Below are 25,784 nucleotides of genomic sequence, written 5' to 3'. Positions count from 1 at the left end.
ACGAAGAAACATGACCCAAATCGCAACAGTAGAACGTCTCTTGGCCGGGGATTACGCCGTGATCTCCGTACCACGGAAGTCCGCCTGCGGGCACGACTGCGAGGAGTGCGCCGGCTGCGGCGTCACCGGCGCCGCCGTGCAGGCCCGGGCGGCCAACCCCATCGGGGCCAAGCCCGGGCAGAAGGTGGTGGTCCAGAGCGACACCCAGAAAATGCTGGGCATCGTGGCCCTGGTGTACCTGACGCCGGTGGTACTGTTCCTGGTGGGATACTTCGCCACCATCGCTGTGGCCAGCGCACCCATCCGCTACCTGTTTGGCGGTATCGGCTTTGTGCTGGGCATCCTGATCGCCGTGGCTTACGACCGCCGGCTGCGCAGGCAGGGCGGCCTCCGCTTCACCATCGTCCGGCTGTTCTGATGGTCGGCTATGTGCGTCCGCCTCTGGGGGAGCTGCCCCAGGCGGAGACGGAGCGGTTCCGCCGGGCCTACTGCGGCCTCTGCCATACCCTGGGCCGGCGGTACGGCCTGACGGAGCGATTTATCCTGAACTACGATTTCACCTACCTGGCCATCCTCCTCTCGGACCGGGAGGAGGGGGCGCCGGAGCGGTCCCGGTGCCCGGTGAGCCCCCTGCGCCCCAGGGAGTTCCAGCCTGAGACGCCGGCCCTGGCTCTGGCCGCGGACGAGAGCGTGATCCTGGCCTGGTGGCAGGCCCGGGACGGCGTGGCGGACCACGGCTCACTCAAGGGCCTGCCGTACCGGGCTGGCGGCGCCGCTTTGCACCGGGCCTACCGCCGGGCGGCGGAGCGCCGTCCCCGGTTCGACCAGGCCGTGCGGCGCCAGCTGGAGATCCTCTCGCGGCTGGAGGCGGAGAACTGCCCGGCCCTGGACCCGCCGGCAGACGCCTTTGCAGCTCTGCTCTCCGGTGCCGCAGCGGAGGTGGATGATCCCATTCGCCGCCGGGTGCTGGAGCAGATCCTCTACCACCTGGGCCGCTGGGTATACCTGGTGGACGCGGCGGACGATCTGAAAAAAGACGCCGCCTCCGGGAATTATAACCCCGTGGCACTGCGCTACGGCCTGAGAAACGGCGTCTGGACGGCGGAGGCCCGGCAGGCGTTTTCCGCCACACTGGACCACTCCATCCGCATGATGACCACCGCCTATGAGCTCTGGGACTTCGGCGTATGGTCGCCCCTGCTGGAGGCCACCTTCTACGGCAGCCTCTTCCAGGTGGGCCGGGCGGTGTTGGACGGCACCTTCCGGGCGGCGGTCCGGGGCAGATACAAAGAGAAACACAAGAATGTTGAGGAAACCACATGAACGATCCCTACAAGATCCTGGGTGTGCCGGAGACGGCCACGGATGCGGAAGTGAAAAAGGCCTATCTGAATCTGGCCAGAAAGTACCATCCGGACAATTATCATGACAATCCCCTGGCGGACCTGGCTCAGGAGAAGATGAAGGAGATCAACGCCGCTTACGAGCAGATCACCAAGGAACGGGGCAGCAAGGGCGGCGGGTCGTCCTCCTCGTCGGCCTCCGGCTACGGCGGCAGCTATGGCGGATACGGGGGATACTCCGGCTCCTACGCGGGCTCCAGCTCCGTATTGCAGCAGGTGCGCATCGCCATTTCCACCGGCGATCTGACCCGGGCGGAGGCGCTGCTGGCCAATTACAGCGACCACAACGCCGAGTGGAACTTTCTGCGGGGGGCCGTGTGCTACCGCCGGGGCTGGATGGACGAGGCCCACCGGTATTACCAGACCGCCTGCCAGATGGACCCGGGCAACGCCGAATACCGCCGGGCCCTGGAGTTCATGGACCACGCCGGAGAGACCACCTACCACCCGGAGGGGCGCACCTTCGGAACCGATATGTGCACGGCCAACCCCTGTCTGACGCTGTGCTGTGCCTATACCCTGTGCAACGGCGGCGGCTACTACTTCTGCTGCTGAGCCAGGTGAAAGGGAGGAAGAACCATGATCAAAAGCATGACCGGCTACGGCCGGGCCCGGCAGACCCTCAACAAGCGGGACATCACCGTGGAGGTCCGCTCCGTCAACAACCGGTATCTGGACTGCACGGTGAAAATGCCCCGGATGTACGCCTTCGCCGAGGACGCGGTGAAGCAGACCGTGCAGAAAAGCGTCTCCCGTGGCAAGGTGGACGTGTTCGTCACTGTGGACGCCTCTGCCGCGGATGTGGCAAAGGTCACGGTGAACCGGGAGCTGGCGGCTCAGTACGCCGCCGCCTTGGGAGAGCTGGCGGAGGTCTGCGGCCCCACGGCCTATAAGGTGACGCCGGAGACCCTGGCCCGCTTTCCCGATGTGCTGACCGTCACCAAGGCCGACGAGGATCTGGAGACCGTCAGCGCCGATCTCTGCGCCGTACTGGAGGAAGCCCTGGCCGCCTATCACGCCATGCGTGCCGTGGAGGGACAGAAGCTGGCCGAGGACATCGCAAACCGCCTGGACGCCATCGAGGCCTATACCGCCCAGGTGGAGGAGCGGTCCCCCCAGACCGTGGCGGAGTACCGGGCCAAGCTCACCGCCCGGATGCAGGAGGTGCTGCAAAGCGCCACCGTGGACCCCCAGCGCATCCTGACCGAGGCCGCCATCTACGCCGACAAGGTGGCCGTGGACGAGGAGACCGTGCGCCTGCGGAGCCACGTGGCCCAGCTGCGCACCATGCTCCAGAGCGACGAGCCCATGGGCCGGAAGATGGACTTCCTGATCCAGGAGGTCAACCGCGAGTCCAACACCATCGGCTCCAAGTGCTCGGACGTGGCCATCGCCCAGGTGGTGGTGGGCCTCAAGGCCGAGGTGGAGAAGATGCGCGAGCAGGTCCAGAATGTGGAGTGAGGCGGCCATGAAGCTCATCAACATCGGCTTCGGCAGCCTGGTCTCCGCCCAGCGGGTCATCGCCGTGGTGGGGCCGGACTCGGCGCCCATCAAGCGCATGATCCAGGAGTCCCGGGAGCGGGGCATGCTGATCGACGCCACCTACGGCCGCAAGACCGCCTCCATCTTCATCATGGACAGCGACCATGTGATCTTATCGGCCCTGCCGCCGGAGCGGTTCGGCCAGCGGCTCCAGGGAGAGCCAGCTACTGAGGAAAGGGATTGAAACCATGCGAAAAGGCAAGACGTTCATCATTTCCGGCCCCTCCGGCGTGGGCAAGAGCACGGTGCTCGCCGCCCTGCTGGAATCCCGGAAAAACCTGTACTTCTCTGTCTCCGCCACCACCCGCGACCCCCGGCCCGGCGAGCTGGACGGCGTCCACTACCACTTCATGGACGTGGACTCCTTCCGCAAGTGGATCGCCAAGGAGCAGTTCCTGGAGTACGCCGAGTATGTGGGCAACTTCTACGGAACGCCCAAGCGCTATGTGGACGAGGCCATGGAGCAGGGCAAGGACGTGATTTTGGACATCGAGGTCCAGGGTGCCATCCAGGTCACCAGCAAGCGGCCCGACACGGTGCGTATCTTCATCGCCCCGCCCAGCTGGTCGGAGCTGGAGCGGCGCCTCACCGAGCGGGGCACCGACAGCCCGGAAAAGATCCAAAAGCGCCTTCTGCGGGCCAAGGTGGAATTCCAGACGGCCCACACCTACGATTACTTCGTCATCAATGACACGGTGGAGAACGCCGTGGGCGAGCTCAACGCCATCATGACGGCGGAGCACTGCAAGCCCCGGGAGCGGATGGAGATCATCAACGGCCGCTGAGGCCCGTTTTCCCCGGTTTTCCCATACTAAATTTGACCGCCTGAACAGGCAGAATGGATGTGTTGTGTTATGATGCTGTATCCCGCTATGAACAAACTGACCTCTTATGTGCCCAACCGCTACATGCTGGTGAATGTGGTGGCCCGCCGGGCCCGCCAGATCGCCGACGCCGCCGAGGCGGCCGAGGAGCATCTGGAGGAAAAGCCCGTCACCATGGCCATCAACGAGGTGGCTGAGGGCCGGCTGGACGCCAGGGGCATGGATCTGACCATCCGGGAGGACTGAGACACGGAGGAGGGCGAGGCATGGAGACCGCTGTCATCGTAAAGGTCGCGGTCAGCGCCGCGCCCTATTCCATTGATAAGCCCTATGACTATCTGGTGCCGGAGCGGTGGCTGGAAGCGGCCCTGCCCGGCGCCCGGGTCACGGTCCCCTTCGGCCGGGGCAACCGCACCAGCGAGGGGCTGATCCTGGCCCGGGGCGAGGGGGAGAAGATCCCCGGCCTCAAGCCCCTGACGGCGGTACTGGACCCTGAGCCGGTGCTGGACGCGGACGGCATCGCCCTGGCGCTGTGGCTGCGGGGCCGGTACTTCTGCACGGTATTCGAGGCGGCCAGGACGCTGCTGCCGGCGGGGCTGTGGTTCCGCCTCCGGGAGATCTGGCAGCTGACAGAGCCTGTTTCGGAAGAAGGGCTGTCCCCGGCGGCCCGGGCGGTCCTGGAGGCGCTCCGCGCCGCCGGCGGCAGGGCGGAGCAGGCGGCTTTGGAAGCGGCCTGCGGAAGCGGCGCGGGCACCGTGCTGCGGGCACTGGAGAAGGAGGGGGCTGTGGTCCACGAGACCGACGCCCGCCGCAAGGCCGGAGACCGGATGCGGTTCATGGCCGGCCTGGCGGCGGACGCCGGAGAGGCCCTGGACCAGCTGGCCCACCGCCGGGCACCGGTTCGCCGGGCGGTGGTGGAGCTGCTCTCCGCCTCCGGGCCCATCCCCGCTGCCGACGTGTGCTATTTCACCGGCGCCGCCATGTCCACGCTGCGGGCCATGGAGCGGGCCGGCCTCGTGACCCTGACGGCGGAGGAGGAGCTGCGGGTCCCCACGGACACCGCGGCGCCGGAGCCCCCCGCCGTGCTGACGGCGGAGCAGGCCGCCGCCTATGCGGCCATCCGTGTCCTGGCGGACACGGGCAGGCCGGAGGCGGTCCTTTTGCAGGGCGTCACCGGCAGCGGCAAGACCCTGGTGTATCTGCACCTGGTGGCCGATGCCCTGGAACGGGGGCGCACCGCGCTGGTGCTGGTGCCGGAGATCGTGCTGACGCCCCAGATGATGCGCCGCTTCTCCGCCCGGTTCGGAGACGCCGTGGCCATGATCCACAGTGCCCTGCGGGTGACGGAGCGGTACGACCAGTGGAAGCGCATCCGCCGGGGGGAGGTCAAGGTGGTGCTGGGCACCCGCTCAGCGGTGTTCGCGCCGCTGAAAAACCTGGGCCTCGTTATTCTGGACGAGGAGCAGGAGAGCGGCTACCAGTCGGAAAACGCCCCCCGCTACCACGCCCGGGACGTAGCCAAGTACCTCTGCGGCCGGGACAAGGCCGTGCTGGTGCTGGGCTCCGCCACCCCGTCGGTGGAGACCGCCTGGGCGGCGGAGCAGGGCGTGTATCACCGGGTGGAGCTGACGGAGCGCTACAACCGCCGTCCGCTGCCGGAGGTGGTCATCGCCGACCTGCGCCAGGAGATCCGCAATGGCAACAGCGGCTCCATCGGCGCGGTGCTGCGGCGGGAGCTGGCGGAGAACCTGGACCGGGGCGAGCAGAGCATTTTGTTTCTCAACCGCCGGGGCAGCAGCCGCATGCTCCTTTGCGGAGAGTGCGGGGAGGTCCCCCAGTGTCCCCGGTGCAGCGTGCCCCTGACGTATCACTCCGCCAACGGGCGGCTCATGTGCCACCACTGCGGCCACTCCGAGCGCTCGCCGGAGCGGTGTCCGGTGTGCGGAGGTCTTTTGAAGCACGTGGGCAGCGGAACTCAGAAGGTGGAGGAGGAGCTGCGGCAGCTGTTTCCCGGGACGGAGGTCCTGCGGCTGGACGCGGACACCGCCGCCTCCGGCCACGAGCCCATCCTGCGGCGGTTCCGGGAGGAGCGGGTGCCCATCCTGCTGGGCACCCAAATGGTAGCCAAGGGCCTGGACTTCCCCGGTGTGACGCTGGTGGGCGTGCTGGCAGCGGACCTGAGCCTGTACGTGGACAACTACCGCGCCGCCGAGCGGACCTTCAGCCTGCTGACCCAGGTGGTGGGCCGGGCCGGCCGGGGCGGCAGCCGGGGCCGGGCGGTCATCCAGACCTACGCGCCGGAAAACGACGTGATCCGCTGCGCCGCCCGGCAGGACTATCAGAGCTTTTACCAGGGCGAGATCCGGATGCGGCGGCTGCGCCGCTGTCCGCCCTTTGCAGATCTCTTCACCTTCACCGTCTCCGGCCCCGAGGAGGGCGTGGTGCTCCGCGCCGCCGCCCGGGTGCGGCAGGCCCTGGACGGGCTGTGCCGGGCGCCGGACATGGCGGATACGGAGGCCCTGGGCCCCGCTCCGGCGCCGGTGGTGAAGCTCAACAACCGCTATCGGTATCACTGCCTGCTGGTGGGCCGGAACGACGCCGCCGCCAGGGCCCACATCCGGGCCCTGCTGCGGGACTTTTCCGCCGACCGGGCCAACCGGGGCATCCATTTGTTTGTGGAGTGCAACAGCATGGAATAATATACGGCGGGGCGCCGCGGCGCCCCGGGGCCGGAGACGGCCCATGGATCAAGGGAGGTTTCAGACATATGGCTTTGCGGAAAATCGTGGAACAGGGCGAGGAGTGCCTGGAGAAGGTCTGCCGCCCGGTGACGGAGTTCAACCCCCGGCTGCACGCGCTGCTGGACGATCTGATCGAGACGCTCTCCGACGCCAACGGCGCCGGACTGGCAGCGCCCCAGGTGGGGGTGCTGCGGCGGGTGTGCGTGGTGCTGGACGAGGGCTCCGAGGAGTATATCGAGCTGGTGAACCCGGAGATCGTGGCCACCAGCGGGGAGCAGACCGGCCTGGAGGGTTGCCTCAGCGTGCCCGGCAAGTGGGGCATCGTCACCCGGCCCAACGTGGTCCGGGTCCGGGCCCAGGACCGCTACGGCCGCCCCTTCGAGGTGGAGGCCGAGGGTCTCACCGCCCGGGCCTTCTGCCACGAGATCGAGCATCTGGACGGCCACCTGTTCGTGGAGCACGTGGACCACTTCCTCTCCGACCAGGAGCTGCGGGAGTATCTGGAGCGGGAAGAAGAGGGGGAGTGAGCCCATGCGCATCCTGTTCATGGGCACGCCGGAGTTCGCCGTGGCCTCCCTGCACCGCCTGGTGGAGGAGGGGCACACCATCTGCGGCGTGCTGACCCAGCCGGACAAACCCCGGAACCGGGGCCATAAGGTGACCTTCTCTCCTGTAAAGGAATATGCCTTGTCAGTCGGCCTGGACGTGTACCAGCCCGTCACGCTGCGGGACGAGGCCGCGTTGGAGCTGGTGAAGGGCCTGGCGCCGGAGCTGACGGTGGTGGCGGCCTATGGAAAGCTGCTGCCGGAGGCGATCCTGGAGGTGCCGCCCCTGGGGTCCATCAACGTCCACTCCTCGCTCCTGCCCAAGTACCGGGGCGCGGCCCCCATCAACTGGGCCATTTTGAACGGGGAGGAGACCACCGGCGTCTCCATCATGTATATGGCGAAAGCCCTGGACGCCGGAGACGTCATTTTGCAAAAGTCCACCCCCATCGGCCCCGACGAGGACGCCCCGGCCCTGACGGCGCGCCTTGCCCAGTTGGGGGCGGAGGCCCTCAGCGAGACCGTGACCGCCCTGGCGGCGGGCACCGCGGACCGGACGCCCCAGAACGAGGCGGAGATGACCTATGCGCCCATGCTGGGCCGGGAGCTCTCTGCCATGGATTGGACCCGGAGCGCGGCGGCCATCAGCTGCCAGGTCCGCGGGCTGATCCCATGGCCCTGCGCCCAGGCGGAGATCGCCGGGACGCGGTTCAAGGTCTACCGCACCGCCCCGGGCGGCGCCACGGACAAGGCCCCCGGCACGCTGCTCTCCGCCGGAAAGCTGGGCATCGAGGTGGCCTGCGGCGACGGGCGGAGCCTGTACCTGACGGAGATCCAGGCCGAGGGCGGCAGGCGCATGAGCGCCGCCGCGTATCTCCTGGGCCACCCCATGGAGGTCTGACATCGCTGTTTGATAAAAGGGCGGTCCTTTTGTCACAATAGGGATGGTCGGGGCTCCGCTCCGGAATTTTTCTAACTGCGAGGTTTTTCCATGCCTTATTCTTACGGCTATTACAGCTACGGCGAGTTTCTCGCCAACAATATCTATTTCCTGCTGCTGATCCCTGTTCTCATCCTGTCTGTCTGGGCCCAGTTCCAGGTGTCCGGCAACTTCCGCCAGTACAGTCAGGTGATGAACCGCCGGCGCCTCACCGGCGCCCAGGCGGCGGAGGCGGTGCTGCGGGCCAACGGCGTGGCGGGCGTGCCCGTCCGGCCCTGCCGGGGCCACCTCAGCGACCACTACGATCCCCGGGACAACACCATCTACCTCTCCGAGGACGTCTACGGCGCCGCCACGGTGGCGGCGGTGGGCGTGGCCGCCCACGAGGCGGGCCACGCGGTCCAGTACGCCGTGGGGTACGGCCCCGTGCGGCTGCGCACCGCCATCATCCCCGCCACCCAGCTGGGCTCCCGGTTCTCTTTCATCCTGCTGTTCGTGGGTCTGTTTCTGTACAGCCAGTCTCTGTTTCTGGCGGGCATCATTTTGTTCTCTCTCACCACCTTCTTCCAGCTGGTGACGCTGCCGGTGGAGTTCAACGCCTCCCGCCGGGCTCTGGAGACCATCGAGGGCACGGGGATGCTGGACGGGGACGAGTACTACGGCGCCCGCAAGGTGCTGCGGGCGGCGGCGCTGACGTATGTGGCCGCGCTGCTGATGAGCCTTTTGCAGCTGCTGCGGTTCGTACTGATCTTCCTCGGCCGCAGCGGCGGCCGGGGTGGAGACGGAGGTCGCCGATGAGCGCCCGCAGGACTGCCCTGGAGGTGCTGCGCCGCTGCCGCACCAACCAGGCCTGGGCCGACGCGGCCCTGGGCCCCGCCCTCCGGCGGGACGGCCTCACCGGCGCCGACGCTGCCCTGTGCAGCCGCCTGGTCTACGGTGTGCTGCAAAACCAGGCCCTGCTGGACTTTTATCTCGCCGCCTGGTGCTCCCAGAAGCCGGAGCACCTCCAGCCGCCCCTCCAGGACATCCTTCGCCTGGGGCTGTACCAGATCCTGTTTCTGGACAAGATCCCCGTCAGCGCCGCGGTGAACGAGTCCGTGGAGCTGGCGAAATCCTGCGGCCGCGGCGCCGCCGCCGGGCTGGTCAACGCCGTGCTGCGGCGGGCGGGCCGGGAGCGGGAGGCTCTGCCGCCCATTCCGGACAAGGACCCGGTGAAGTATCTCTCCACCCGGTACAGTCACCCCAGGTGGCTGGTGAAGCGGCTGATGCTGCTTCTGGGCAGGGAGGAGGCGGAGGCCTTCCTCGCCGCCGACAACACCCCGCCGCCCCTGACCGTCCAGGTGAACCCCCTCCGCACCACCGCGGAGGACCTGACGGCGGCCCTGACCGCCCTGGGCGTCACGGTGCAGCCCCACGCCTGGGTGCCGGGCTGCCTGGAACTGACCGGCGCCGGGGACCTGACGGCCCTGGAACCCTTCCGAAACGGAGACTTCCTGGTCCAGGACGCCGCCGCGGCGCTGGTGGCCCGGATCGCGGGGGTACAGCCCGGGGACCGGGTGCTGGACGTGTGCGCCGCCCCCGGCGGCAAGTCCTTCTCCGCCGCCTTCGCCATGGACAATCAGGGGAGCATCCACTCCTGCGACCTCCACGAGAATAAGTTGAAGCGCATCCGGGAGGGCGCGGCGCGGCTCGGCATCTCCTGCATCGAGACCGCCTCCGCCGACGGACAGGTGTTCCGTCCGGAGTGGGATGGGGCCTTTGACACCGTCCTGGTGGACGCGCCCTGCTCGGGCCTCGGTATCATCCGCAAGAAGCCCGACGCCCGGTACAAGCGGGCGGAGGACCTGTTCACTCTGCCTGTCGTCCAGGACGCCATTCTCCGCAACGCCGCCCGGTACGTCCGGCCCGGCGGAACTTTGGTCTACTCCACCTGCACCATTTTGCCGGAGGAGAACCAGCAGGTGACGGGGGCGTTTCTGGCGGAGACGCCGGACTTTTCCCTGTCGCCCTTCGACCTGCCGGACCCCGCAGGGGCCACGGAGGGGGAGATCACCCTCTGGCCTCACCGCCACGGCACCGACGGGTTCTACATCTGCCGCATGACGCGGCGCCCTTGAGAGGCGTTTTTCTATGACCGATTTGAAATCCATGACGGAGGCGGAGGTGACCGATACCCTCCGCGCCATGGGCGAGCCCGCCTTCCGGGGCAAGCAGGTGTTCTCCTGGCTCCACCGGGGCGCCGCCTCCTATGACGACATGACCAACCTGCCCAAGGCCCTGCGGGAGAAGCTGGCGGCGGAGCATCCCTTCACGGTGCCCGCCGTGGAGCGCAAACAGGTCTCCGCCCAGGACGGCACCATCAAGTACCTCTGGCGCCTGGGGGACGGCAACTGCGTGGAGTCCGTCCTCATGCGCTACCATCACGGCAACACCGTGTGCATCTCCTCCCAGGCGGGCTGCCGCATGGGCTGCGCCTTCTGCGCCTCCACCATCGCCGGCAAGGTCCGGGACCTGACGGCGGCAGAGATGCTGGACCAGGTGCTCTTTACCCAGACCGACTCCGGGGCGGAGGTGAGCAACATCGTCCTCATGGGCATCGGAGAGCCTCTGGACAACTTCGACAACGTCCTGCGCTTTCTGGAGCTGGTGAACCATCCGGACAGCATGAACATCGGGATGCGGCACATCTCCCTCTCCACCTGCGGGCTGGTGCCGGGCATCCGGCGCCTTTCAGAGCTGGGTTTGCAGCTGACTCTCTCCGTCTCCCTCCACGCGCCGGACAGTGAGACCCGCTCGAAGATCATGCCGGTGAATCGGGCCTACGACGTGGAGGAGCTGTTCGCCGCCTGCCATGACTATTTCAAAAAGACCGGCCGCCGCATCTCCTTCGAGTACGCCATGATCGACGGCGTCAACGACCACGACTGGCAGGCGGACCTGATCGTCAAGAAGCTCCGGGGCATGCCGGGGCATGTGAACCTGATCCCCCTCAACGAGGTGGCGGAGAGCCCCTTCAAGCCCTCCCGCCGGATCGCGGCCTTCCAGAAGCGTCTGGAGAGCCAGGGCGTCACCGCCACTGTGCGGCGGAGCCTGGGGGGAGACATCGACGCCTCCTGCGGACAGCTCCGCAGGAAGGCCATGCTGGAAGATGAGAAAGGGGAGTGTTCCCAATGAGCCTGATGCAAGTTTGGGGCCTGACTGACACCGGCCTGGTCCGCAAGGAGAACCAGGACGCCTACGCCGCCGACCAGGTGGACGGCCACACCGTCTGCGTGGTGTGCGACGGCATGGGCGGCGCCGCCGGCGGCCAGGAGGCCAGCCATATCGCCGTTGCCACCTTTATGGAGGCCGTCCGCCGCACCCTGCGCCCGGAGATGACGCCGGAGCAGCTGCGGGAGCTGTCGGCCTGCGCGGTGGCCCAGGCCAATCGGGCCGTGCGGGAAGCCGCCGCGGCCAGCGAGGAGCGGCGCAACATGGGCACTACCCTGGTCTCTGCCGTGTCCTATGACGGCGGCGTCGTCATTACCAACGTGGGAGACAGCCGGGCCTATCACATCACCGCCGAGGGCATCACCCGGGTCACCAAGGACCACTCCCTGGTGGAGAGCATGGTGGACCGGGGCGACATCACCGCCGAGGAGGCCCGCCGCCATCCCAACCGCAACCTCATCACCCGGGCCCTGGGTCCGGACGTGTCCGCCGACAGCGATGGGTACATCTGCCCCATGGCGCCGGGGGACTACCTGCTGCTGTGCACCGACGGACTGGTGGACACGGTGACGGACCAGGAGATGCTCTTCGAGGTCATCCACGGCGAGGGCCCCGACTCCTGCCTGGACCGGCTGCTGGCCATCTCCAAGAGCCGCGGCGCATCGGACAACGTCACCGCTGTGCTGATGCTGATGCGGAAACAGTAAGGGGGGGGGGCACACCATGGACCAGTACATTGGAAAAATGCTGGACAACCGCTATGAGATCCTGGAGCGCATCGGCACCGGGGGCATGGCGGTGGTCTACAAGGCCAAGTGCCACCGGCTCAACCGGCTGGTGGCGGTGAAGATCCTCAAGAGCGACCTGGCTCAGGACGAGGACTTCCGCCGCCGCTTCAACGCCGAGTCCCAGGCCGTCGCCCAGCTGTCCCATCCCAACATCGTCTCCGTGTATGACGTGTCCCGGGGCGGGGACACGGAGTATATCGTCATGGAGCTGATCGACGGCATCACCCTCAAGCAGTACATGGAGAAGCGGGGCCGCCTGAACTGGCGGGAGTCCCTGCACTTCATCACCCAGATCATGCGGGGCCTGAGCCACGCCCACAGCCGGGGCATCGTCCACCGGGACATCAAGCCCCAGAACGTCATGGTATTGCGGGACGGCAGCGTGAAGGTGGCCGACTTCGGCATCGCGTGCCTGGAAAACGCCGCCCAGACGCTGACCCAGGAGGCCCTGGGCTCCGTCCACTATATCTCCCCCGAGCAGGCCCGGGGCGACCGCACCGACGCCCGCAGCGACATCTACTCCGCCGGCGTGGTGCTCTATGAGATGCTCACCGGCCGGCTGCCCTTCGAGGGGGACAGCGCTGTGTCCGTTGCCATCCAGCACCTGAGCTCCGTGCCTCTGGCCCCCCGGGAGATCGACCCGGACATTCCGGAGCAGCTGGAGCTGATCTGCATGAAGGCCATGGCTCCGGATTTGGAGCGGCGGTATCCTTCGGCCGAGGCCATGATCGCCGACCTGGAGGCCTTTCGCAAGAACCCCGGCGTCAATCTGGACTTTGAGCTCAGCGACCTGCGCCCGGAGGAGAGCGACGAGCCCACCATGCTGCTGCGCACAACCGGCAGCCACCGGTCCCCGAGCCCCGAGCGGGATCGCCGGGACCGGTATGAGGCCGACCGCCGGGACCGGTACGAGGAGGAGCGGCGTCCCAAGCGCCGCAAGGCGGCGGCCGGACGGATCGCCCTTCTGAGCGCCGGTACGCTGGCGGCATTGGCAGTGGTGTTCTTCCTGTTCCGGGCCATCTTTGCCTCCTTCCTGACGCCATCTGCCTCCGGCCAGACCTATATCGTGCCGGATGTGACCAATTTGACGGTGGAGGAGGCCCGGCGGCTGGATCAGGTGGCTGACGGCACCTTCAAGATCGTGGAGAAGGGCAGCGAAGCCAGCGACGTGGCGGAGGGACTCATCATCCGCCAGGACCCGGAAGAGACCAAGCAGGTCAAGGGCGAGCTCCCCATTACCATCGAGGTCTGGACCAGCGCCGGAGAGGACGTGGGTACCATGCGGGACGTCACCGGCAAGACCTATGCCGAGGCCAAGGTGGAGCTGGATGACCTCATCAAGCAGTATGAGCTGACCTTTGATCTCAAGGAGGAGAGCAGCGAGGAAGTGCCCGAGAGCAAAATCATCTCCACAGACCCCGCGTCGGGCGAGGCGCTGCACCAGGGCGATGTCATTGAGCTGGTCATCAGCAAGGGCATGCCTCTGGTGCCCCTGGTCAACTTCGTGGGCAGCGACCTGGACTGGGCGCTGAATCAGCTGAGCACCCTGGGCCTGGAGAAAGGCGAGATCACCTATGAGCCCAGCGACCTGCCGGAGGGACAGATCATCTCCGTTGATCCGGCGGATTCCGAGGTCCCCAAAGGCACCAAGATCAACTTTGTGGTGAGCCAGGGTCCGGGCAGCAGCGCCGGCGGAGAGACCGGCCAGGAGGAGGGTGCCGACATGCTCTATGTGCCGCTGCCCGCCACCACCGGTACCGGTCATTTGCAGATCGTGGTCAATGATACGGTCTGGTTTGACGCTGACATCAACTACGCCAACTATGGCGGCACCTACGGTCAGCTCATCACCGGCACCGGCACTGCCAACGCCGTGGTCTATATCGACGGCGCCTATTACAACACCTACCCCCTGACCTTTACCACCGATGGCTGAGGGGCGGGTGATCAAGGCCCTCAGCGGCTTCTACTACGTGGATACCGGCAGTGAACTGCTCACATGCCGGGCCCGTGGGAAATTCCGCAAGGAGGGCGTCAGCCCCCTGGTGGGGGACAGGGTCACCGTCCGGGAGCTGGGCGGCGGCGAGGGCTTTCTGGAGACCATCCAGCCCCGCCGGAACGCCTTTGCCCGGCCCGCCGTGGCCAACGTGGACCAGCTGGTGGTCATCGCCTCCGGCGCCATCCCCAAAACCGACCCGTTCCTCATCGACCGGGTGGCCGCCATCGCCGCCCTGAAGGACTGCGGCGTGGTGGTGGTGCTGAACAAGTGCGACCTGGACAGCGCCGACGATCTCTACCGCATCTATGCCGCCTCCGGCTTCCCCACGGTCCGTGTCAGCGCCGAGACCGGGGAGGGATTGGAGGAGCTGGTGCCTCTGATCTCTGACAAGTTTTCTGCCTTTACAGGCAACTCCGGCGTAGGGAAGTCCAGCATTTTAAACGCCCTGGAGCCGGACTTCCACCTCCAGGTGGGGGATGTGAGCCAGGCCCTGGGCCGGGGCCGCCACACCACCCGGCACGTGGAGCTGTTCCGCCTCAAATGCGGGGCGGAGGTGGTGGACTCCCCGGGCTTCTCCTCCTTTGAGACGGAGGAGCTGAACCTGGAGTGGAAGGAGCGCCTGCCGGAGACCTTCGTGGAGTTCCGGCCCTATCTGGACCGGTGCCGCTTCACCGGGTGCAGCCACACCAAGGAGGCCGGCTGTGCCGTGCTGGAGGCCCTGGCGGAGGGGAAGATCCAGCCCAGCCGCCACCAGAGCTACCTGCGGCTGTACGAGGAGCTCAAGCCCCTCAAAGCCTGGCAGGAGAAGAAAAAATGACGAACGCGCCCGGAGCGGACCGCTCCGGGCGTGTTTTATTATCCCTCCGCGCCGGGACCGCTTCCCCGGCTCCCGCCCCGTCACCACCTGCCGCGCCGCCGCATATCCTGGGAACAGAGAAAGGGGTGTGAGCCGTATGTTTCGTGGAGGAGGCTGCTGGATGATGGGCGTGTGTGCCGTGGCCCTGGGGGCCGGGATCCTGATCGCCGCCATCTTTCCCGTGGGGGCGCTGCTGTTTCTGGTGGCGCTGCTGCTGATCGGGTGCGGCTGCGCCTGCTGCCGGCGATGAGAGGAGGGGAAGGTATGCGCATCGTGGTCTGGAAATCCCCGAAGATGCTGGGGGGCATCCTGCGGAAGCTGTTCCGGGTGCAGGCATAACACAGCCGGTCCGCTCATAGGATACTGGCAGAATGACGTCCCGGCGCGGCGCGGTCCCCGGCGGACTGGCCCGGAGCCGGAGGCGACTGCCGGGAAAGGATGGGCGACCATGGAACTGGAACTGAAAAAGAAATGCTTCGACGCCTATGAGACAGGCGGTGAACTGACCGTGACCCAGGAGGAGACCGCCGAGACCATCGTGCCGGACTACTGCCCGGACATCGCGCGGATCATCGAGACAGAGGGAAAAATCTACATCCACAATCGCGAACTCCGGGACGGCCGGGCGGAAATCACCGGCACTGTGCGGGTGACGGTGCTCTATACCCCCGACGGGGAGAGCGGCATCCGCACCCTGGAGTTCGCCATGCCCTTCACCGCCGAGAGCGACGGCCGGGGGCTCACTGACTGCGCGGCGGTGCTGGCGGAGACGGAGCCGGAATTCCTGGAGACCCGGATGCTGAACCCCCGGAAGGTGTTCACCCACTGCAAGCTGGTGACCCGGATGACCGGCTGGCGCCGGACGCCGGTGGCGGTGTGCGCCGACGTGGAGGCCCCGGAGGAGCTGCGGGTGGAAAAGCGCCTGGAGCGGCAGCACGCCGTGGTGCTGACCCATGTGGCCGAGAAGGACTTCACCTTCTCCGACACTCTCACCCTCTCCCCGGGCCGGGAGGGGGCGGCGGAGATCCTCACCAGCCGGGCCGCCGGCACCGTCACCGAGGCCAAGGTGGTGGGCAGCAAGCTGATCTTCAAGGGCGTGTTCACCGCTTCGCTGCTCTACCGCGCCAACGACGGCAAGTGCGCCGCCTTCAGCGGAGAGCTGCCCTTCTCCCAGGTCATGGAGGTGGACGGCGCCGCCGAGGGCACCGAGGCCGCGGTGCGGCTCCAGGTGACCGGGGCGGATATGCAGATCGACGGCGGCGATGCCGAGGGCCGGGACATCGCCGTGACGCTGTATCTTCACGCCGCGGCTCTGCTGCGGCAGGAGCGGGACATCAGCCTGCTCAGCGACCTGTACTCCACAGCCTACGACCTCAGCTACGAGGCCTCGCCCCTGACCCTGACAGGCTTCTCCCAGAGCCTCAGCCGCCGCCAGACGGTGCGGGAGGTGCTGGAGATCGGCGTGGTGGCCGACTCCATCCTGGCCCTCTCCGCCGTCTGCGGAGCGGTGTCCGTCAGCAGGGAGGGGGGCACCGCGGTGCTGCGGACTGGGGCCACCGTCCGGGCGCTGTATCTGGACGAGGGCGGCGCGCCGCTGGTGGCTGAGCGGTGCGTGGACGTCAGCTGCCAGCTGGAGCTGCCGGAGGACTGTCACGTCACCGCCCGGGCCGTCTGCCCCGAGGAGATCCAGGGCAGCCTGGGGGACCGGGGGATCGAGGTCCGGTTCCCGGTGGAGTTCCAGGCAGAGGCCTCCGCCCAGGTGAAGAAGGTTTGCATCACCGCCGCCCGGGTCAATACGGACGCCCCCAAGGACCTGGCCGGGGCGCCGTCGCTGGTGCTGCGGTGCCTGGGGCGGCAGGAGACGGCCTGGGATCTGGCAAAGCGCCACAACACCACCATTTCCGCCATTCTCTCCGCCAACCAGCTGGAATCGGAGGGGGACATCGCCGCCGAGGCGCTGCTGCTGATCCCCCGAAAGCGGGCGTAAGAGACGGGGCCCGGCTGAGCCTTCCACCAATGGGGGAAGGTGGTCTGCGCAGCGGACCGGATGAGGGGAGTGGGGAGGTCGGAGTTGTACCAGCGTATCCTGCGGCGTTCCCTCCGGAGGATGGCGAAGGTTTTAGGAGGGACCGCCCTCCGGAGGCGCGGCTTTACCGGAGGGATCCGCCCCCCATTTTCTCTTTTTGCAAAAAGAGAAAACGGGCTGCGGCCGGTCCAAAAGAGAAAAACGCTTTTGACGAAAGGGCGGCCCATTCGGGCCGCCCTTTCGTGATGCGTGGGTCGTGCGAATCGGTGCGGCGGGTGTTGATGGCCCCGCCGTCCCTGCGCCTTACCCCGGCGCTTGGAGAGCCTGGTTCCCGCATAACGACCGCGGCGGAGGGACGGGGAGGTGAACGAATAGACCAGCGCCGCTTTCCGCTGCCGCTCACCAGGCATTTGATGGGAGCTGGCAGCACGCTGCGGCGGGACATGGGTTCCACCTGCTGATGTCGTTGCCTCGTACTCGACCACCCAATTTTACCGTAGGGGTGGATGGAGGATCCGTTCGCCGCTCAGGTTCTCGCCTAGCACTGGGCCAGCGGCAGCGAAAAGAGAAGCAAACCAAATCGTCTACCTCCTACGTCTATCCGCCGCAGGATCTATGCGGCACCTGGGTATTTCGACCACCGGGGCATAGCGCAGGGTCGACGGGGCCATCAACACCCGCCGGACCGATTCGCCCGACCCCCGTATTCCGGCAAATAAGCCCCGGAGGGGGCGTTTTGCCGCTCCGGCGGTTTTCTCTTCCACCGGCCGCGGCGCATTCTCTTTTGTCAAGACAAAAGAGAATGGGGGGCGGATCCCCCGCGGGGCCCCGCCCGGCCCGCCGGGTAAGGGCAGCGCCTGCCGACACCCTCCCAGTCCCTGGTCCCCTCATCCGTCCGGCCTTCGGCCGTCCACCTTCCCCCAAGGGGGAAGGCGATTCGCCATGGATCTCGGCAACATTTCTGTCAGGAGAGAAGGCCCTGCGGGGCATCTCAGACGAGGTTCCCTCATCCGTCATTTGCTCTGCAAATGCCACCTTCCCCCGGTGGGGGAAGGCTCTCCGCCAGGGCTCATGTTCCGACAAACCTGCTCACCGTCCTTGCCGGAGGAACCAGCCCGGTCCTGTCTGCAAAAAAAAGAGCGGGGCATTTGCCCCGCTCCTTCCGCGTCCGTATAAGGCCCTCAGGCGTTCTCCCCGTACCGGGAGAGGAACTGCCGCGTCCGCTCCTCCTTCGGGTTCTCGATGACCTCCCGGGCGGGGCCCTGCTCCACGATGACGCCGCCGTCCATGAAGATCACGTCGTCGGCCACGTCCCGGGCAAAGGCCATCTCATGGGTGACGATGATCATGGTGGTCCGCTGCTCCGCCAGGGAGCGGATGACCTTCAGCACCTCGCCGGTGAGCTCCGGGTCCAGGGCGCTGGTGGGCTCGTCGAAGCACAGGATGTCCGGGTGCAGGGCCAGGGCCCGGGCGATGGCCACCCGCTGCTGCTGGCCGCCGGAGAGCTGGCTGGGGTAGTGGTCGGCCCGGTCGGAGAGGCCCATTTTTTGAAGCAGTTCTCGGCCCTCGGCCTGGATCTCGTCCAGGATGGCCCTTTTGTTCTCCTTGAAGTCCGGCCGCTCCTGGCTGAGGAGCTCCTTGGCCAGGGTCACGTTCTTCAGCGCCGTGTACTGGGGGAAGAGGTTAAAGGACTGGAACACCATGCCGAAGTGGAGCCGCTTCTTGCGGACCTCGCTCTCCCGCTGGGTGGCGGGGTCGGCGGCGTCGAAGATCACGGAGCCATTCACCGCGATGGTGCCCGCATCGGGCTTTTCCAGAAAGTTCAGGCACCGCAGCAGCGTGGTCTTGCCGGAGCCGGAGGAGCCGATGATGGCCAGGGCCTGGCCCTGCTCCAGATCGAAGCTGATGTCCTCCAGGACCCGGGTGGCGCCGAAATGCTTTTCAATGTTATGTACTTCCAAAACTGCCATGTGGGGTCCTCCTTACTGAAAGAAGGCCAGCTTTTGTTCCAGCTTGCCTAAGAGCACGGTGACGATGCCGCTGAAGATCAGGTAATAGACTGCCGTGAAGAACAGGGGCCAGGTAAGGCCCGCGATGTTGGAGTTGCCCTTCATGAAGGACTCGCCCATCCAGATGACCTCCTGCAAGGCGATGACCCGGGCCAGGGAGGTGTCCTTGACCAGGGTGATGACCTCGTTGGACATGGGGGGCACGATGCGCTTGATCATTTGTAAGAGGGTGATGTGCCGGAAGATCTGGCTCTTGGTCATGCCCAGCACCTGGCCGGCCTCCTGCTGGCCCCGGGGCACGCCCTGAATGCCGCCCCGGTAGATCTCGGAGAAGTAGCAGGCGTAGTTGATGATGAAGGCCACGCACACGGCCGTCATCCGTCCGCTCTCACCGCTGGGCCACCGGAACCAGTCCTTCATGCCCGGCACGTAGAACAGGGCGATGATCTGGAGCACCAGAGGCGTGCCCCGGATGATCCATACCAGCAGACGGCACACCAGGCTGATGGGTCGGAGCCCCAGCAGGCTCCTGAGCAGGGGAGACATGTTGGGACGGCGCAGGGACCCCAGCGGCGCCCAACGGCTCATGGAGCCGAAGCTGATGACGAGGCCCAGGGGCAGCGCGCCGATCAGGGTGATGAAGAACAGCTGCAGCGTCTTGAGGAAGCCGCTGTTCAGGGCCGACAGGACCGTTTGGAAGGTGCTGGAAGTGAAAAATTCGATCATGGTATCGTCCTCTCCGGGTGATGATGGTAGGGCAAAAGCCGCCGAAAGGCAGAGCGCGCTTGCGGCGCGCTCTGCCTTGGGTGCGTATCAGGGAGCGGTCACTCCAGGATCGCGGCGTCCTGCAGGCCGTAGGTGGTGGCCACCTCCAGCACGGTGCCGTCGGCGATCTTCTCCGCCCAGAAGGTATTGAAGGCGTCCACCAGGTCGGAGCCCAGCCGGAAGCCCACGCCGTACTCCTCAGAGGGCAGGTCCTGGGCGTCGTTGAGGTTGAGGCTGTAAGTGAGGTCAGCGTAGCTGGTGCCCTCGCCGGTCATCTCAGCGGCCATGAGCACATCGATGACGGCGGCGTCGGAGGTGCCGGCGGCCACTTCCATCAGGGCGTTGGCCTGGGCTTGGACCGGCACGGTGGCGGCGCCCAGGGCCTCGGCGGCGTCCTCACCGGCGGAGCCGGACTCCACGGCGATGTTCAGGCCCTCCAGAGAAGTCAGGCCCTCGAAATCGGCGGCCCGATCAGCGGAATAGACCAGGGTCTGATAGTTGGTGCAGTAGGGGGTGGAGGTGCCCATGGCGGCCGTGACCTCGTCGGTCAGGGTCATGCCGTTCCACACGCAGTCGATGGCCTTGGAGTTCAGCTCCTCCACCTTGTAATCCCAGGTGATCTCCTGGAACTCCACGTCCACGCCCAGGCTCTCGGCAAAGGCCTTGGCCATATCGGCGTCGAAGCCGATCCACTCGTCGCTGCCCTCGGCCTTGTAGTCCATGGGGGCGAAGTAGGTGATGCCCACCACCAGGGTGCCCTTGTCCTGGACATAGGCCAGATCGCTCTCGGTGGTCTCGGCGGCGTCGGCGGTCTCCTCGGTCTGGGTGTCATCGGCGGCGGTATCCTCCGCGGCGTCGTTGCCGCCGCAGGCGGCCAGGGACAGCGTCATGGCCAGAGCCAGCAGCAGGGCCCAAAATTTCTTGTTCATAGCGTTCCAATCCTCCAAATTTCCCGGACGGCAGTCCGTCCGTTTCATTACGTTAGCAGTTTACCATACTAAATTGTCCCTGTAAAGCCGGAAATTCCGACAAGAACGGAGAAGTAGAACAACCAGATTTGTGCAAAACCTCCAAAGCGAGACGGGCCGTCATACTTTGCCGGGGCGGGACATAGAGTTAGAACATGAATATGGAGCGGAAAAAGGACGGGATGCTATGAACGCCAGTATCTATCACAATATCGCCACCCGCACCGCCGGAGATATCTATATCGGTGTGGTGGGCCCGGTGCGCACGGGGAAATCCACCTTCATCAAGCGCTTTATGGAGACCCAGGTGATCCCCAGCATCGAAAACGTCTACCGCAAGGAGCGGGCCCGGGATGAGCTGCCCCAGAGCGGCTCCGGCCGCACGGTCATGACGGCGGAGCCCAAGTTCGTCCCCGAGGAGGCGGCCCAGATCCTTTTGCCGGACGGCGGCTCCTTCTCCGTGCGGCTGATCGACTGCGTGGGCTACATGGTCAAGGGCGCCATGGGCCAGTTCGAGGGCGACGCCCCCCGGATGGTCACCACCCCCTGGTACGATCACGAGATCCCCATGACCGAGGCGGCGGAGGTGGGCACCCGGAAGGTGATCGCCGAGCACTCCACCATCGGCATCGTGGTCACCACCGACGGCTCCATCGCCGACATTCCCCGGGAGGACTACCTGGAGGCGGAGGAGCGGGTGATCCGGGAGCTGCAGGAACTGGGAAAGCCCTTCATCGTCCTGGTCAACGCCGCAGACCCGGCGGGCAGCCGGGCCCAGGCCATCGCCAAGGACATCGCCTCCCGCTACCAGGTCAACGCCATGGCGGTCAACTGCCTGGAGCTGGGGGAGGAGGACGTGGCGGGCATCCTCAAGGCGGTGCTCTACGAGTTCCCCATGCAGGAGCTGGACCTGTTCCTGCCCCCCTGGGTGGACGCCCTTCCGGACCAGCACCCCATCAAGGCGGAGCTGTATGAGGCGGTGCGCCAGGGCACGGCACAGCTGCGCCACATCCGGGAGGTGGAGGGGGTGGTGGCCTCCCTGGGCCAGTGCGCCCACATCAGCGAGGCCAAGGTCACCGCCATGGACCTGGGCACCGGCGTAGCCACGGCGGTACTGGCCCTGCCCCGGGAGCTGTTCTACCAGACCCTATCGGAGCAGTCCGGCTTCACCGTGGCCGACGACGGAGACCTCATGTGCCTGCTGACGAAGCTGGCGGCGGTGAAGGCCGCCTACGACAAGGTGGAGGGGGCATTGAAGGACGTGCGGGAGACCGGCTACGGCATCGTGGTCCCCGGCATCGATGAGCTGACGCTGGAGGAGCCGGAGATCATGAAGCAGGGCGGCCGGTACGGCGTGCGTCTCAAGGCCAGCGCCCCCAGCATCCACATGATCCGTGCGGACATCGAGACGGCGGTGGCGCCCATCGTGGGCAATGAAAAGCAGTCCGAGGACATGGTCAACTACCTGCTCCAGGAGTTCGAGGGGGACACCAGCAAGATCTGGCAGTCCAACATCTTCGGCCGCAGCTTCCACGAGCTGGTCAGCGAGGACCTGCAGGCAAAGCTCAAGCGGATGCCGGAGGACGCCCGGAAAAAGCTCCGGGAGACGCTGGAGCGGATCATCAACGAGGGCAGCGGCGGGCTCATCTGCATCATTTTATAAGGGAAAACGGGACGCCGGAAACCGGCGTCCCGTTTTTCTCCGGTCAGGACAGCTCCTCCGGCCGGGGCGGCCGGACATGGGGCAGCAGGCGGGCCTCACAGGCGCCGAAGGCGCGGTAATTGGCCCGGCCCTGCTCCAGCGTCAGGCCGTGGTTGCAGTCGCTGGGCTCCGTGTCAGAGCTCGTGAACACGTCGTTCTCCCAAAAGCACGCCGGGCAGATATGGGCGAGGGCCTGCTCCGGCGGGACGGGAAGGGTGCGGCAGCCGCAGCAGGGGCAGCGTTATCTGCCGGGAGGCTCCGGAGGAGCGGCCTCCGGAGCCGGAGAAACAGCGGCGTTGTTGACGGCCTCGTGGTTGCTTTTGTTCCTGCCATGTGGTAAGATGGGGGCGAGATAGGCGGCAGGTCTCTACCTCGCCCCGTCTTTCGTGTCAGGCTCCCGTGCTTGTTAGGCTTTGGGGAGCCTGACTTTTTACTTTAACGCCTCAATCTTCTTTCGAATGATTTCGGCGGCCTCTGCGGCAGTGGTTGGCAGGAAGGTAGGTCCAGCCGCCGTCCCCTGCCGCGCCGCCCTTTGCCGGGAGAGCGGACAGGTCCGCCCCCTCCAGCTCCAGCAGAAAGCGCTTGCGCTCCACGCCGCCGGCGTAGCCGGTGAGGCTGCCGTTGGCCCCTACCACGCGGTGACAGGGGATCAGGATGGAGATGGGGTTGCGGCCCACGGCGGCGCCCACCGCCCTGGGCGCGCCGCCAAGGCCCCGGCGGCGCAGTTCCGCCGCCAGCTCACCGTAGGTCCGGGTCCGGCCCCAGGGGATCTCGGTGAGCAGGGCCCACACCGAGCGCTGGAAATCGGTCCCGGCAGGGGCCAGCGGCGGCAGCGGCGGCAGGGAAGCGCCGGAGAAATAGGCGGTCAGATACGCCTCCGCCTGGTGGAATACCGGCAGGTCTTTTTCCTTTACATCCATTGGCAGTCCGGCGCAGAAGTATTTCTGACCCTCCAGCCACAGCCCCGTCAGGGCCTGTCCGTCGCTGGAGAGGGTCAGTTTTCCCACCGGGGAGGGAAGGGTGGTCACATAGGTCATGGCAGCCGCCTCCTGGATCGGTTTTCTCCATTATACCCCGTCGGGTCTCCCGGCGCAAGGCACCTCTTGCGCCGGAGGGCGAGACGTGATACCATAGAGAAAACGACGAACCGAGAGAAAGGAGCGCGCGCCATGCTGCTTGCCATCGACGTGGGCAATTCCACCACCTCCGTGGGCCTGTTCGGCCGGGACGGGGAACTGCGGTTCCTGGCCTCCCTGGACACCGACAGCCGCAAGACCGCCGACCAGATCAGCATTGATCTGATGAACCTGTTCACCCTGTACCACTTTGATTATCACCAGGTCACCGGGGCGATTTTATGCAGCGTGGTGCCGCCGCTGAACTTCATGATGGAAAAGGCTCTGACTCGGCTGCTGGGGCGGCCGCCCATGGTGGTGGGCCCCGGGGTCCGGACGGGGCTCAACATTCGCCTGACCGTCCAGAGCCAGGTGGGCGCCGACATCGTGGCCAACGCCGTGGCGGCTCTGGAGAAGTTCCAGCCCCCCATCGTCACCGTGGACATGGGCACCGCCACCACCATCGGCGTCATCTCCGAGGGGCGCAACTACGAGGGCGGCATGCTGCTGCCGGGCGTGGGCGTGTCCCTGGACGCCCTGAGCCGCCGGGCGGCCCAGCTGCCCGCCATCTCCCTCCAGCACCCCAAGGCCTTGATCGGAAAGACCACGGAGGAGTGCATGCGCGCCGGCATCGTCTACGGCACCGCCGGCATGCTGGACGGCATCGTGGACCGGATCCGGGACCAGTTCCCGGGGAAGTTCGTGACGGTGGTGGCCACCGGCGGCAACGCCCCGGTGATCGTGAAATACTGCCGCAACCAGATCGTCTACGACAAGTACCTGCTGATGGAGGGCCTCTGGACCATCTATCAGAAGAACAAGTGAGGAAGCGTGACCGGCATAACGATGTTTGCGGTGGTGCTCTGGACCCTGGCGGCGGGCCTGGCGGGCTTTGCCCTGGACAGCTTCATCGGCGGGGGGAGCTCCTTTGGCGTGATCTTTGCCGTGGCGGTAGCCGCGGGGTTCATCTGTACGTTCCTTGACCGCCGGAAACAATAAAAAAAGAGCCGAAGCGGACACTCCGCTTCGGCTCTTTTCGTCGGGGGATGCTTACTTCGCCAGGACCTTCTTCAGCTTGGCGAAGCGGGGGAGGGAGTCCTCCTTGGGCAGCTTGGGCTCGCCCTGGATCAGGGGCAGGACGTAGTCAATGAAGGGCTTCTCCACGCCGTTGTGAGCGGCGTTGATCCACTCCAGGGGCACCTTCTTCTCGGTGTTGGCCACGTCGGTCAGGCCCAGCAGCTTCGTCTTGCAGACGTACTGGCCGTTCTCGTAGCTGCGCTCGAAGCCCACCATCTTGTCGGTGATGCCGGCCACGGCGTTCTCCACGGCGGCCTTGCCGGACATGAAGCTCTCCTCGATGTCGGTCTCGGAGGCCAGGTGCGCGCCGCAGCGCTGCAGCAGGCTCAGCTCGATGCCGCGGACCTTGGCGCCGGTGCGCTCCTTGACCACCTGGGCCAGCATGGCGGCAAGGCCGCCCAGCTGGGCGTGACCGAAGCCGTCGGTGGCAGAGGTCTTGGCCTCGGAGACGAAGGAGCCGTCGGCGTAGTGGATGCCCTCGGAGACGGCCACCATGCAGTTGCCCTTCTCCTTGTAGATGCGCTCCACGTCGGCGAGGAACTGGTCCATGTCGAAGTCCACCTCGGGCAGGTACACCAGGTCGGGACCGGCGCCGTAGGCGGTGGCCAGGGCGGCGGCGCCGGCCAGCCAGCCGGCGTGGCGGCCCATGATCTCAATGATGCAGACCATGCCGGTGTCATAGACCCGGGCGTCCTGATAGACCTCCATGCAGCTGGTGGCGATATACTTGGCGGCGGAGGCGAAGCCGGGGCAGTGGTCGGTGCCGAAGAGGTCGTTGTCGATGGTCTTGGGCACGCCCATCACGCGGCACTCATAGCCCACCTTCTGCATGTACTTGCTGATCTTGTTGCAGGTGTCCATGGAGTCGTTGCCGCCGTTGTAGAAGAAGTAGCGCACGTCGTACTTCTTGAAGATCTCCAGGATGCGCTTGTAGTCGGTGTCGTCCACGTCGGGATCGGCCATCTTGTAGCGGCAGGAGCCCAGAGCGGAGGAGGGCGTGTACTTCAGCAGCTCCAGCTCCTTGGGATCCTCCTTGCTCATGTCGAACAGCCGGTCGTTCAGCACGCCCTTGATGCCGTGCTCGGCGCCGTAGACGGCGGTGATGTTGGGGTTGTTCAGGGCGGTGGAGATGACGCCGTAGGCACTGGCGTTGATGACGGAGGTGGGGCCTCCGGACTGGCCGAAGATGCAGGCGCCTTTCAGTTCACTCATGGGAAATCCTCCTCTTATAAACGTTTTCCTTATCATATCATTCAAAAAAAGAATTGTAAATA

At 66.3% G+C, this 25,784-nt stretch carries 25 protein-coding genes and 1 pseudogene; 20 read left to right on the top strand and 6 right to left on the bottom strand.

The features are described 5' to 3' along the window. Nucleotides 1–10: 10 nt before the first annotated feature. From KFE19_00695 to KFE19_00615, 17 genes are all read left to right on the top strand, one after another. A complete protein-coding gene (locus KFE19_00695) occupies nt 11–418 on the top strand; it encodes a SoxR reducing system RseC family protein (protein QUO38081.1) in 408 nt (135 codons plus the stop codon). Then, a complete protein-coding gene (locus tag KFE19_00690) occupies nt 418–1,323 on the top strand; it encodes a hypothetical protein (GenBank protein ID QUO38080.1) in 906 nt (301 codons plus the stop codon). Before KFE19_00695 ends, KFE19_00690 begins: the two co-directional genes overlap by 1 nt. Further along, nucleotides 1,320–1,958, top strand: a complete 639-nt coding sequence (locus KFE19_00685) for a DnaJ domain-containing protein (GenBank protein QUO38079.1) — start codon at nt 1,320–1,322, stop codon at nt 1,956–1,958. Before KFE19_00690 ends, KFE19_00685 begins: the two co-directional genes overlap by 4 nt. 24 nt (nt 1,959–1,982) lie before the next feature. Continuing rightward, on the top strand, nt 1,983–2,864 hold the full coding sequence (locus KFE19_00680) for a YicC family protein (protein QUO38078.1): 882 nt from the start codon (nt 1,983–1,985) through the stop codon (nt 2,862–2,864). 7 nt (nt 2,865–2,871) lie between these two features. Continuing rightward, entirely contained in the window at nt 2,872–3,129 is a 258-nt protein-coding gene (locus KFE19_00675) for a DUF370 domain-containing protein (protein QUO38077.1), read from the top strand. A 4-nt stretch (nt 3,130–3,133) separates the two neighbouring features. Then, complete coding sequence (gene gmk, locus KFE19_00670) at nt 3,134–3,730, top strand: guanylate kinase (protein ID QUO38076.1); 597 nt, start codon at nt 3,134–3,136, stop codon at nt 3,728–3,730. A 69-nt stretch (nt 3,731–3,799) separates the two neighbouring features. Further along, a complete protein-coding gene (gene rpoZ, locus KFE19_00665) occupies nt 3,800–4,015 on the top strand; it encodes a DNA-directed RNA polymerase subunit omega (GenBank protein ID QUO38075.1) in 216 nt (71 codons plus the stop codon). A 20-nt stretch (nt 4,016–4,035) separates the two neighbouring features. Next, nucleotides 4,036–6,468: a primosomal protein N' gene (gene priA, locus KFE19_00660; protein ID QUO38074.1), complete on the top strand. Its 2,433-nt coding sequence runs from the start codon at nt 4,036–4,038 to the stop codon at nt 6,466–6,468. 68 nt (nt 6,469–6,536) lie between these two features. Continuing rightward, nucleotides 6,537–7,037 carry a peptide deformylase gene (gene def, locus KFE19_00655; GenBank protein ID QUO38073.1) on the top strand — a complete coding sequence of 167 codons (501 nt, stop codon included), beginning with the start codon at nt 6,537–6,539 and terminating at the stop codon, nt 7,035–7,037. Nucleotides 7,038–7,041: 4 nt separating this feature from the next. Beyond that, nucleotides 7,042–7,956, top strand: a complete 915-nt coding sequence (gene fmt, locus KFE19_00650; GenBank protein QUO38072.1) for a methionyl-tRNA formyltransferase — start codon at nt 7,042–7,044, stop codon at nt 7,954–7,956. A gap of 90 nt (nt 7,957–8,046) precedes the next feature. After that, nucleotides 8,047–8,793: a zinc metallopeptidase gene (locus tag KFE19_00645; protein QUO38071.1), complete on the top strand. Its 747-nt coding sequence runs from the start codon at nt 8,047–8,049 to the stop codon at nt 8,791–8,793. Beyond that, nucleotides 8,790–10,112: a 16S rRNA (cytosine(967)-C(5))-methyltransferase RsmB gene (rsmB, locus tag KFE19_00640; GenBank protein ID QUO38070.1), complete on the top strand. Its 1,323-nt coding sequence runs from the start codon at nt 8,790–8,792 to the stop codon at nt 10,110–10,112. Before KFE19_00645 ends, rsmB begins: the two co-directional genes overlap by 4 nt. Before the next feature lie 13 nt (nt 10,113–10,125). Further along, nucleotides 10,126–11,169 carry a 23S rRNA (adenine(2503)-C(2))-methyltransferase RlmN gene (gene rlmN / locus KFE19_00635; GenBank protein QUO38069.1) on the top strand — a complete coding sequence of 348 codons (1,044 nt, stop codon included), beginning with the start codon at nt 10,126–10,128 and terminating at the stop codon, nt 11,167–11,169. Nucleotides 11,170–11,174: 5 nt separating this feature from the next. Continuing rightward, the gene (locus KFE19_00630; protein ID QUO39477.1) at nt 11,175–11,912 is read left to right on the top strand and encodes a Stp1/IreP family PP2C-type Ser/Thr phosphatase; all 738 of its coding nucleotides are present in this window, start codon (nt 11,175–11,177) and stop codon (nt 11,910–11,912) included. A 16-nt stretch (nt 11,913–11,928) separates the two neighbouring features. After that, nucleotides 11,929–13,929 (top strand): Stk1 family PASTA domain-containing Ser/Thr kinase, encoded by a 2,001-nt coding sequence (gene pknB, locus KFE19_00625; protein QUO38068.1) that lies wholly within the window; start codon nt 11,929–11,931, stop codon nt 13,927–13,929. Next, nucleotides 13,922–14,809, top strand: coding sequence for a ribosome small subunit-dependent GTPase A (gene rsgA, locus KFE19_00620; protein ID QUO38067.1), 888 nt, complete (start codon nt 13,922–13,924; stop codon nt 14,807–14,809). Before pknB ends, rsgA begins: the two co-directional genes overlap by 8 nt. A 487-nt stretch (nt 14,810–15,296) precedes the next feature. Beyond that, nucleotides 15,297–16,835 (top strand): DUF3794 domain-containing protein, encoded by a 1,539-nt coding sequence (locus KFE19_00615; GenBank protein ID QUO38066.1) that lies wholly within the window; start codon nt 15,297–15,299, stop codon nt 16,833–16,835. Nucleotides 16,836–18,055: 1,220 nt separating this feature from the next. On the opposite strand, the gene KFE19_00610 is transcribed toward KFE19_00615, so the two are convergent. The 3 genes from KFE19_00610 to KFE19_00600 form a co-directional block, all read right to left on the bottom strand. Continuing rightward, the gene (locus KFE19_00610) at nt 18,056–18,844 is read right to left on the bottom strand and encodes an amino acid ABC transporter ATP-binding protein (GenBank protein QUO38065.1); all 789 of its coding nucleotides are present in this window, start codon (nt 18,842–18,844) and stop codon (nt 18,056–18,058) included. 12 nt (nt 18,845–18,856) lie between these two features. Beyond that, nucleotides 18,857–19,609, bottom strand: a complete 753-nt coding sequence (locus KFE19_00605) for an amino acid ABC transporter permease (protein QUO38064.1) — start codon at nt 19,607–19,609, stop codon at nt 18,857–18,859. A gap of 98 nt (nt 19,610–19,707) precedes the next feature. Then, nucleotides 19,708–20,577 carry a transporter substrate-binding domain-containing protein gene (locus tag KFE19_00600; GenBank protein QUO38063.1) on the bottom strand — a complete coding sequence of 290 codons (870 nt, stop codon included), beginning with the start codon at nt 20,575–20,577 and terminating at the stop codon, nt 19,708–19,710. A 226-nt stretch (nt 20,578–20,803) separates the two neighbouring features. On the opposite strand from KFE19_00600, the gene spoIVA reads away from it, so the two are divergent. After that, a complete protein-coding gene (spoIVA, locus tag KFE19_00595; GenBank protein QUO38062.1) occupies nt 20,804–22,279 on the top strand; it encodes a stage IV sporulation protein A in 1,476 nt (491 codons plus the stop codon). A gap of 43 nt (nt 22,280–22,322) precedes the next feature. Here spoIVA and KFE19_00590 read toward each other — a convergent pair. Both KFE19_00590 and KFE19_00585 read right to left on the bottom strand, forming a co-directional pair. Continuing rightward, nucleotides 22,323–22,661: pseudogene (locus tag KFE19_00590) on the bottom strand (hypothetical protein). A 100-nt stretch (nt 22,662–22,761) separates the two neighbouring features. Continuing rightward, nucleotides 22,762–23,355, bottom strand: coding sequence for a methylated-DNA--[protein]-cysteine S-methyltransferase (locus KFE19_00585; protein QUO38061.1), 594 nt, complete (start codon nt 23,353–23,355; stop codon nt 22,762–22,764). A gap of 132 nt (nt 23,356–23,487) precedes the next feature. Between KFE19_00585 and KFE19_00580 the strand changes: the two genes are divergently transcribed. Both KFE19_00580 and KFE19_00575 read left to right on the top strand, forming a co-directional pair. Next, nucleotides 23,488–24,258, top strand: a complete 771-nt coding sequence (locus KFE19_00580; protein ID QUO38060.1) for a type III pantothenate kinase — start codon at nt 23,488–23,490, stop codon at nt 24,256–24,258. A 21-nt stretch (nt 24,259–24,279) separates the two neighbouring features. Further along, nucleotides 24,280–24,432 carry a hypothetical protein gene (locus KFE19_00575; protein QUO38059.1) on the top strand — a complete coding sequence of 51 codons (153 nt, stop codon included), beginning with the start codon at nt 24,280–24,282 and terminating at the stop codon, nt 24,430–24,432. A gap of 51 nt (nt 24,433–24,483) precedes the next feature. On the opposite strand, the gene KFE19_00570 is transcribed toward KFE19_00575, so the two are convergent. Next, the gene (locus KFE19_00570; GenBank protein QUO38058.1) at nt 24,484–25,722 is read right to left on the bottom strand and encodes a 6-phosphofructokinase; all 1,239 of its coding nucleotides are present in this window, start codon (nt 25,720–25,722) and stop codon (nt 24,484–24,486) included. Between the last annotated feature and the right edge of the window lie 62 nt (nt 25,723–25,784).

This window comes from Dysosmobacter sp. Marseille-Q4140 (assembly GCA_018228705.1).
Taxonomy (GTDB): Bacteria; Bacillota; Clostridia; order Oscillospirales; family Oscillospiraceae; genus Oscillibacter.
This window is presented reverse-complemented; position numbering and strand designations above follow the sequence as displayed.

Excerpts from the sequence above, each read along its gene's own strand:
- KFE19_00615 (QUO38066.1), top strand. The coding sequence starts at position 15,297 with ATGGAACTGGAACTGAAAAAGAAATGCTTCGACGCCTATGAGACAGGC.
- KFE19_00695 (QUO38081.1), top strand. The coding sequence starts at position 11 with ATGACCCAAATCGCAACAGTAGAACGTCTCTTGGCCGGGGATTACGCC.
- KFE19_00575 (QUO38059.1), top strand. The coding sequence starts at position 24,280 with ATGTTTGCGGTGGTGCTCTGGACCCTGGCGGCGGGCCTGGCGGGCTTT.
- KFE19_00585 (QUO38061.1), bottom strand. The coding sequence starts at position 23,355 with ATGACCTATGTGACCACCCTTCCCTCCCCGGTGGGAAAACTGACCCTC.
- priA (QUO38074.1), top strand. The coding sequence starts at position 4,036 with ATGGAGACCGCTGTCATCGTAAAGGTCGCGGTCAGCGCCGCGCCCTAT.
- KFE19_00685 (QUO38079.1), top strand. The coding sequence starts at position 1,320 with ATGAACGATCCCTACAAGATCCTGGGTGTGCCGGAGACGGCCACGGAT.
- KFE19_00600 (QUO38063.1), bottom strand. The coding sequence starts at position 20,577 with ATGAACAAGAAATTTTGGGCCCTGCTGCTGGCTCTGGCCATGACGCTG.
- KFE19_00570 (QUO38058.1), bottom strand. The coding sequence starts at position 25,722 with ATGAGTGAACTGAAAGGCGCCTGCATCTTCGGCCAGTCCGGAGGCCCC.
- KFE19_00610 (QUO38065.1), bottom strand. The coding sequence starts at position 18,844 with ATGGCAGTTTTGGAAGTACATAACATTGAAAAGCATTTCGGCGCCACC.
- spoIVA (QUO38062.1), top strand. The coding sequence starts at position 20,804 with ATGAACGCCAGTATCTATCACAATATCGCCACCCGCACCGCCGGAGAT.
- KFE19_00630 (QUO39477.1), top strand. The coding sequence starts at position 11,175 with ATGCAAGTTTGGGGCCTGACTGACACCGGCCTGGTCCGCAAGGAGAAC.
- rlmN (QUO38069.1), top strand. The coding sequence starts at position 10,126 with ATGACCGATTTGAAATCCATGACGGAGGCGGAGGTGACCGATACCCTC.
- pknB (QUO38068.1), top strand. The coding sequence starts at position 11,929 with ATGGACCAGTACATTGGAAAAATGCTGGACAACCGCTATGAGATCCTG.
- KFE19_00645 (QUO38071.1), top strand. The coding sequence starts at position 8,047 with ATGCCTTATTCTTACGGCTATTACAGCTACGGCGAGTTTCTCGCCAAC.
- rpoZ (QUO38075.1), top strand. The coding sequence starts at position 3,800 with ATGATGCTGTATCCCGCTATGAACAAACTGACCTCTTATGTGCCCAAC.
- rsgA (QUO38067.1), top strand. The coding sequence starts at position 13,922 with ATGGCTGAGGGGCGGGTGATCAAGGCCCTCAGCGGCTTCTACTACGTG.
- gmk (QUO38076.1), top strand. The coding sequence starts at position 3,134 with ATGCGAAAAGGCAAGACGTTCATCATTTCCGGCCCCTCCGGCGTGGGC.
- KFE19_00680 (QUO38078.1), top strand. The coding sequence starts at position 1,983 with ATGATCAAAAGCATGACCGGCTACGGCCGGGCCCGGCAGACCCTCAAC.
- KFE19_00605 (QUO38064.1), bottom strand. The coding sequence starts at position 19,609 with ATGATCGAATTTTTCACTTCCAGCACCTTCCAAACGGTCCTGTCGGCC.
- def (QUO38073.1), top strand. The coding sequence starts at position 6,537 with ATGGCTTTGCGGAAAATCGTGGAACAGGGCGAGGAGTGCCTGGAGAAG.
- rsmB (QUO38070.1), top strand. The coding sequence starts at position 8,790 with ATGAGCGCCCGCAGGACTGCCCTGGAGGTGCTGCGCCGCTGCCGCACC.
- KFE19_00675 (QUO38077.1), top strand. The coding sequence starts at position 2,872 with ATGAAGCTCATCAACATCGGCTTCGGCAGCCTGGTCTCCGCCCAGCGG.
- fmt (QUO38072.1), top strand. The coding sequence starts at position 7,042 with ATGCGCATCCTGTTCATGGGCACGCCGGAGTTCGCCGTGGCCTCCCTG.
- KFE19_00690 (QUO38080.1), top strand. The coding sequence starts at position 418 with ATGGTCGGCTATGTGCGTCCGCCTCTGGGGGAGCTGCCCCAGGCGGAG.
- KFE19_00580 (QUO38060.1), top strand. The coding sequence starts at position 23,488 with ATGCTGCTTGCCATCGACGTGGGCAATTCCACCACCTCCGTGGGCCTG.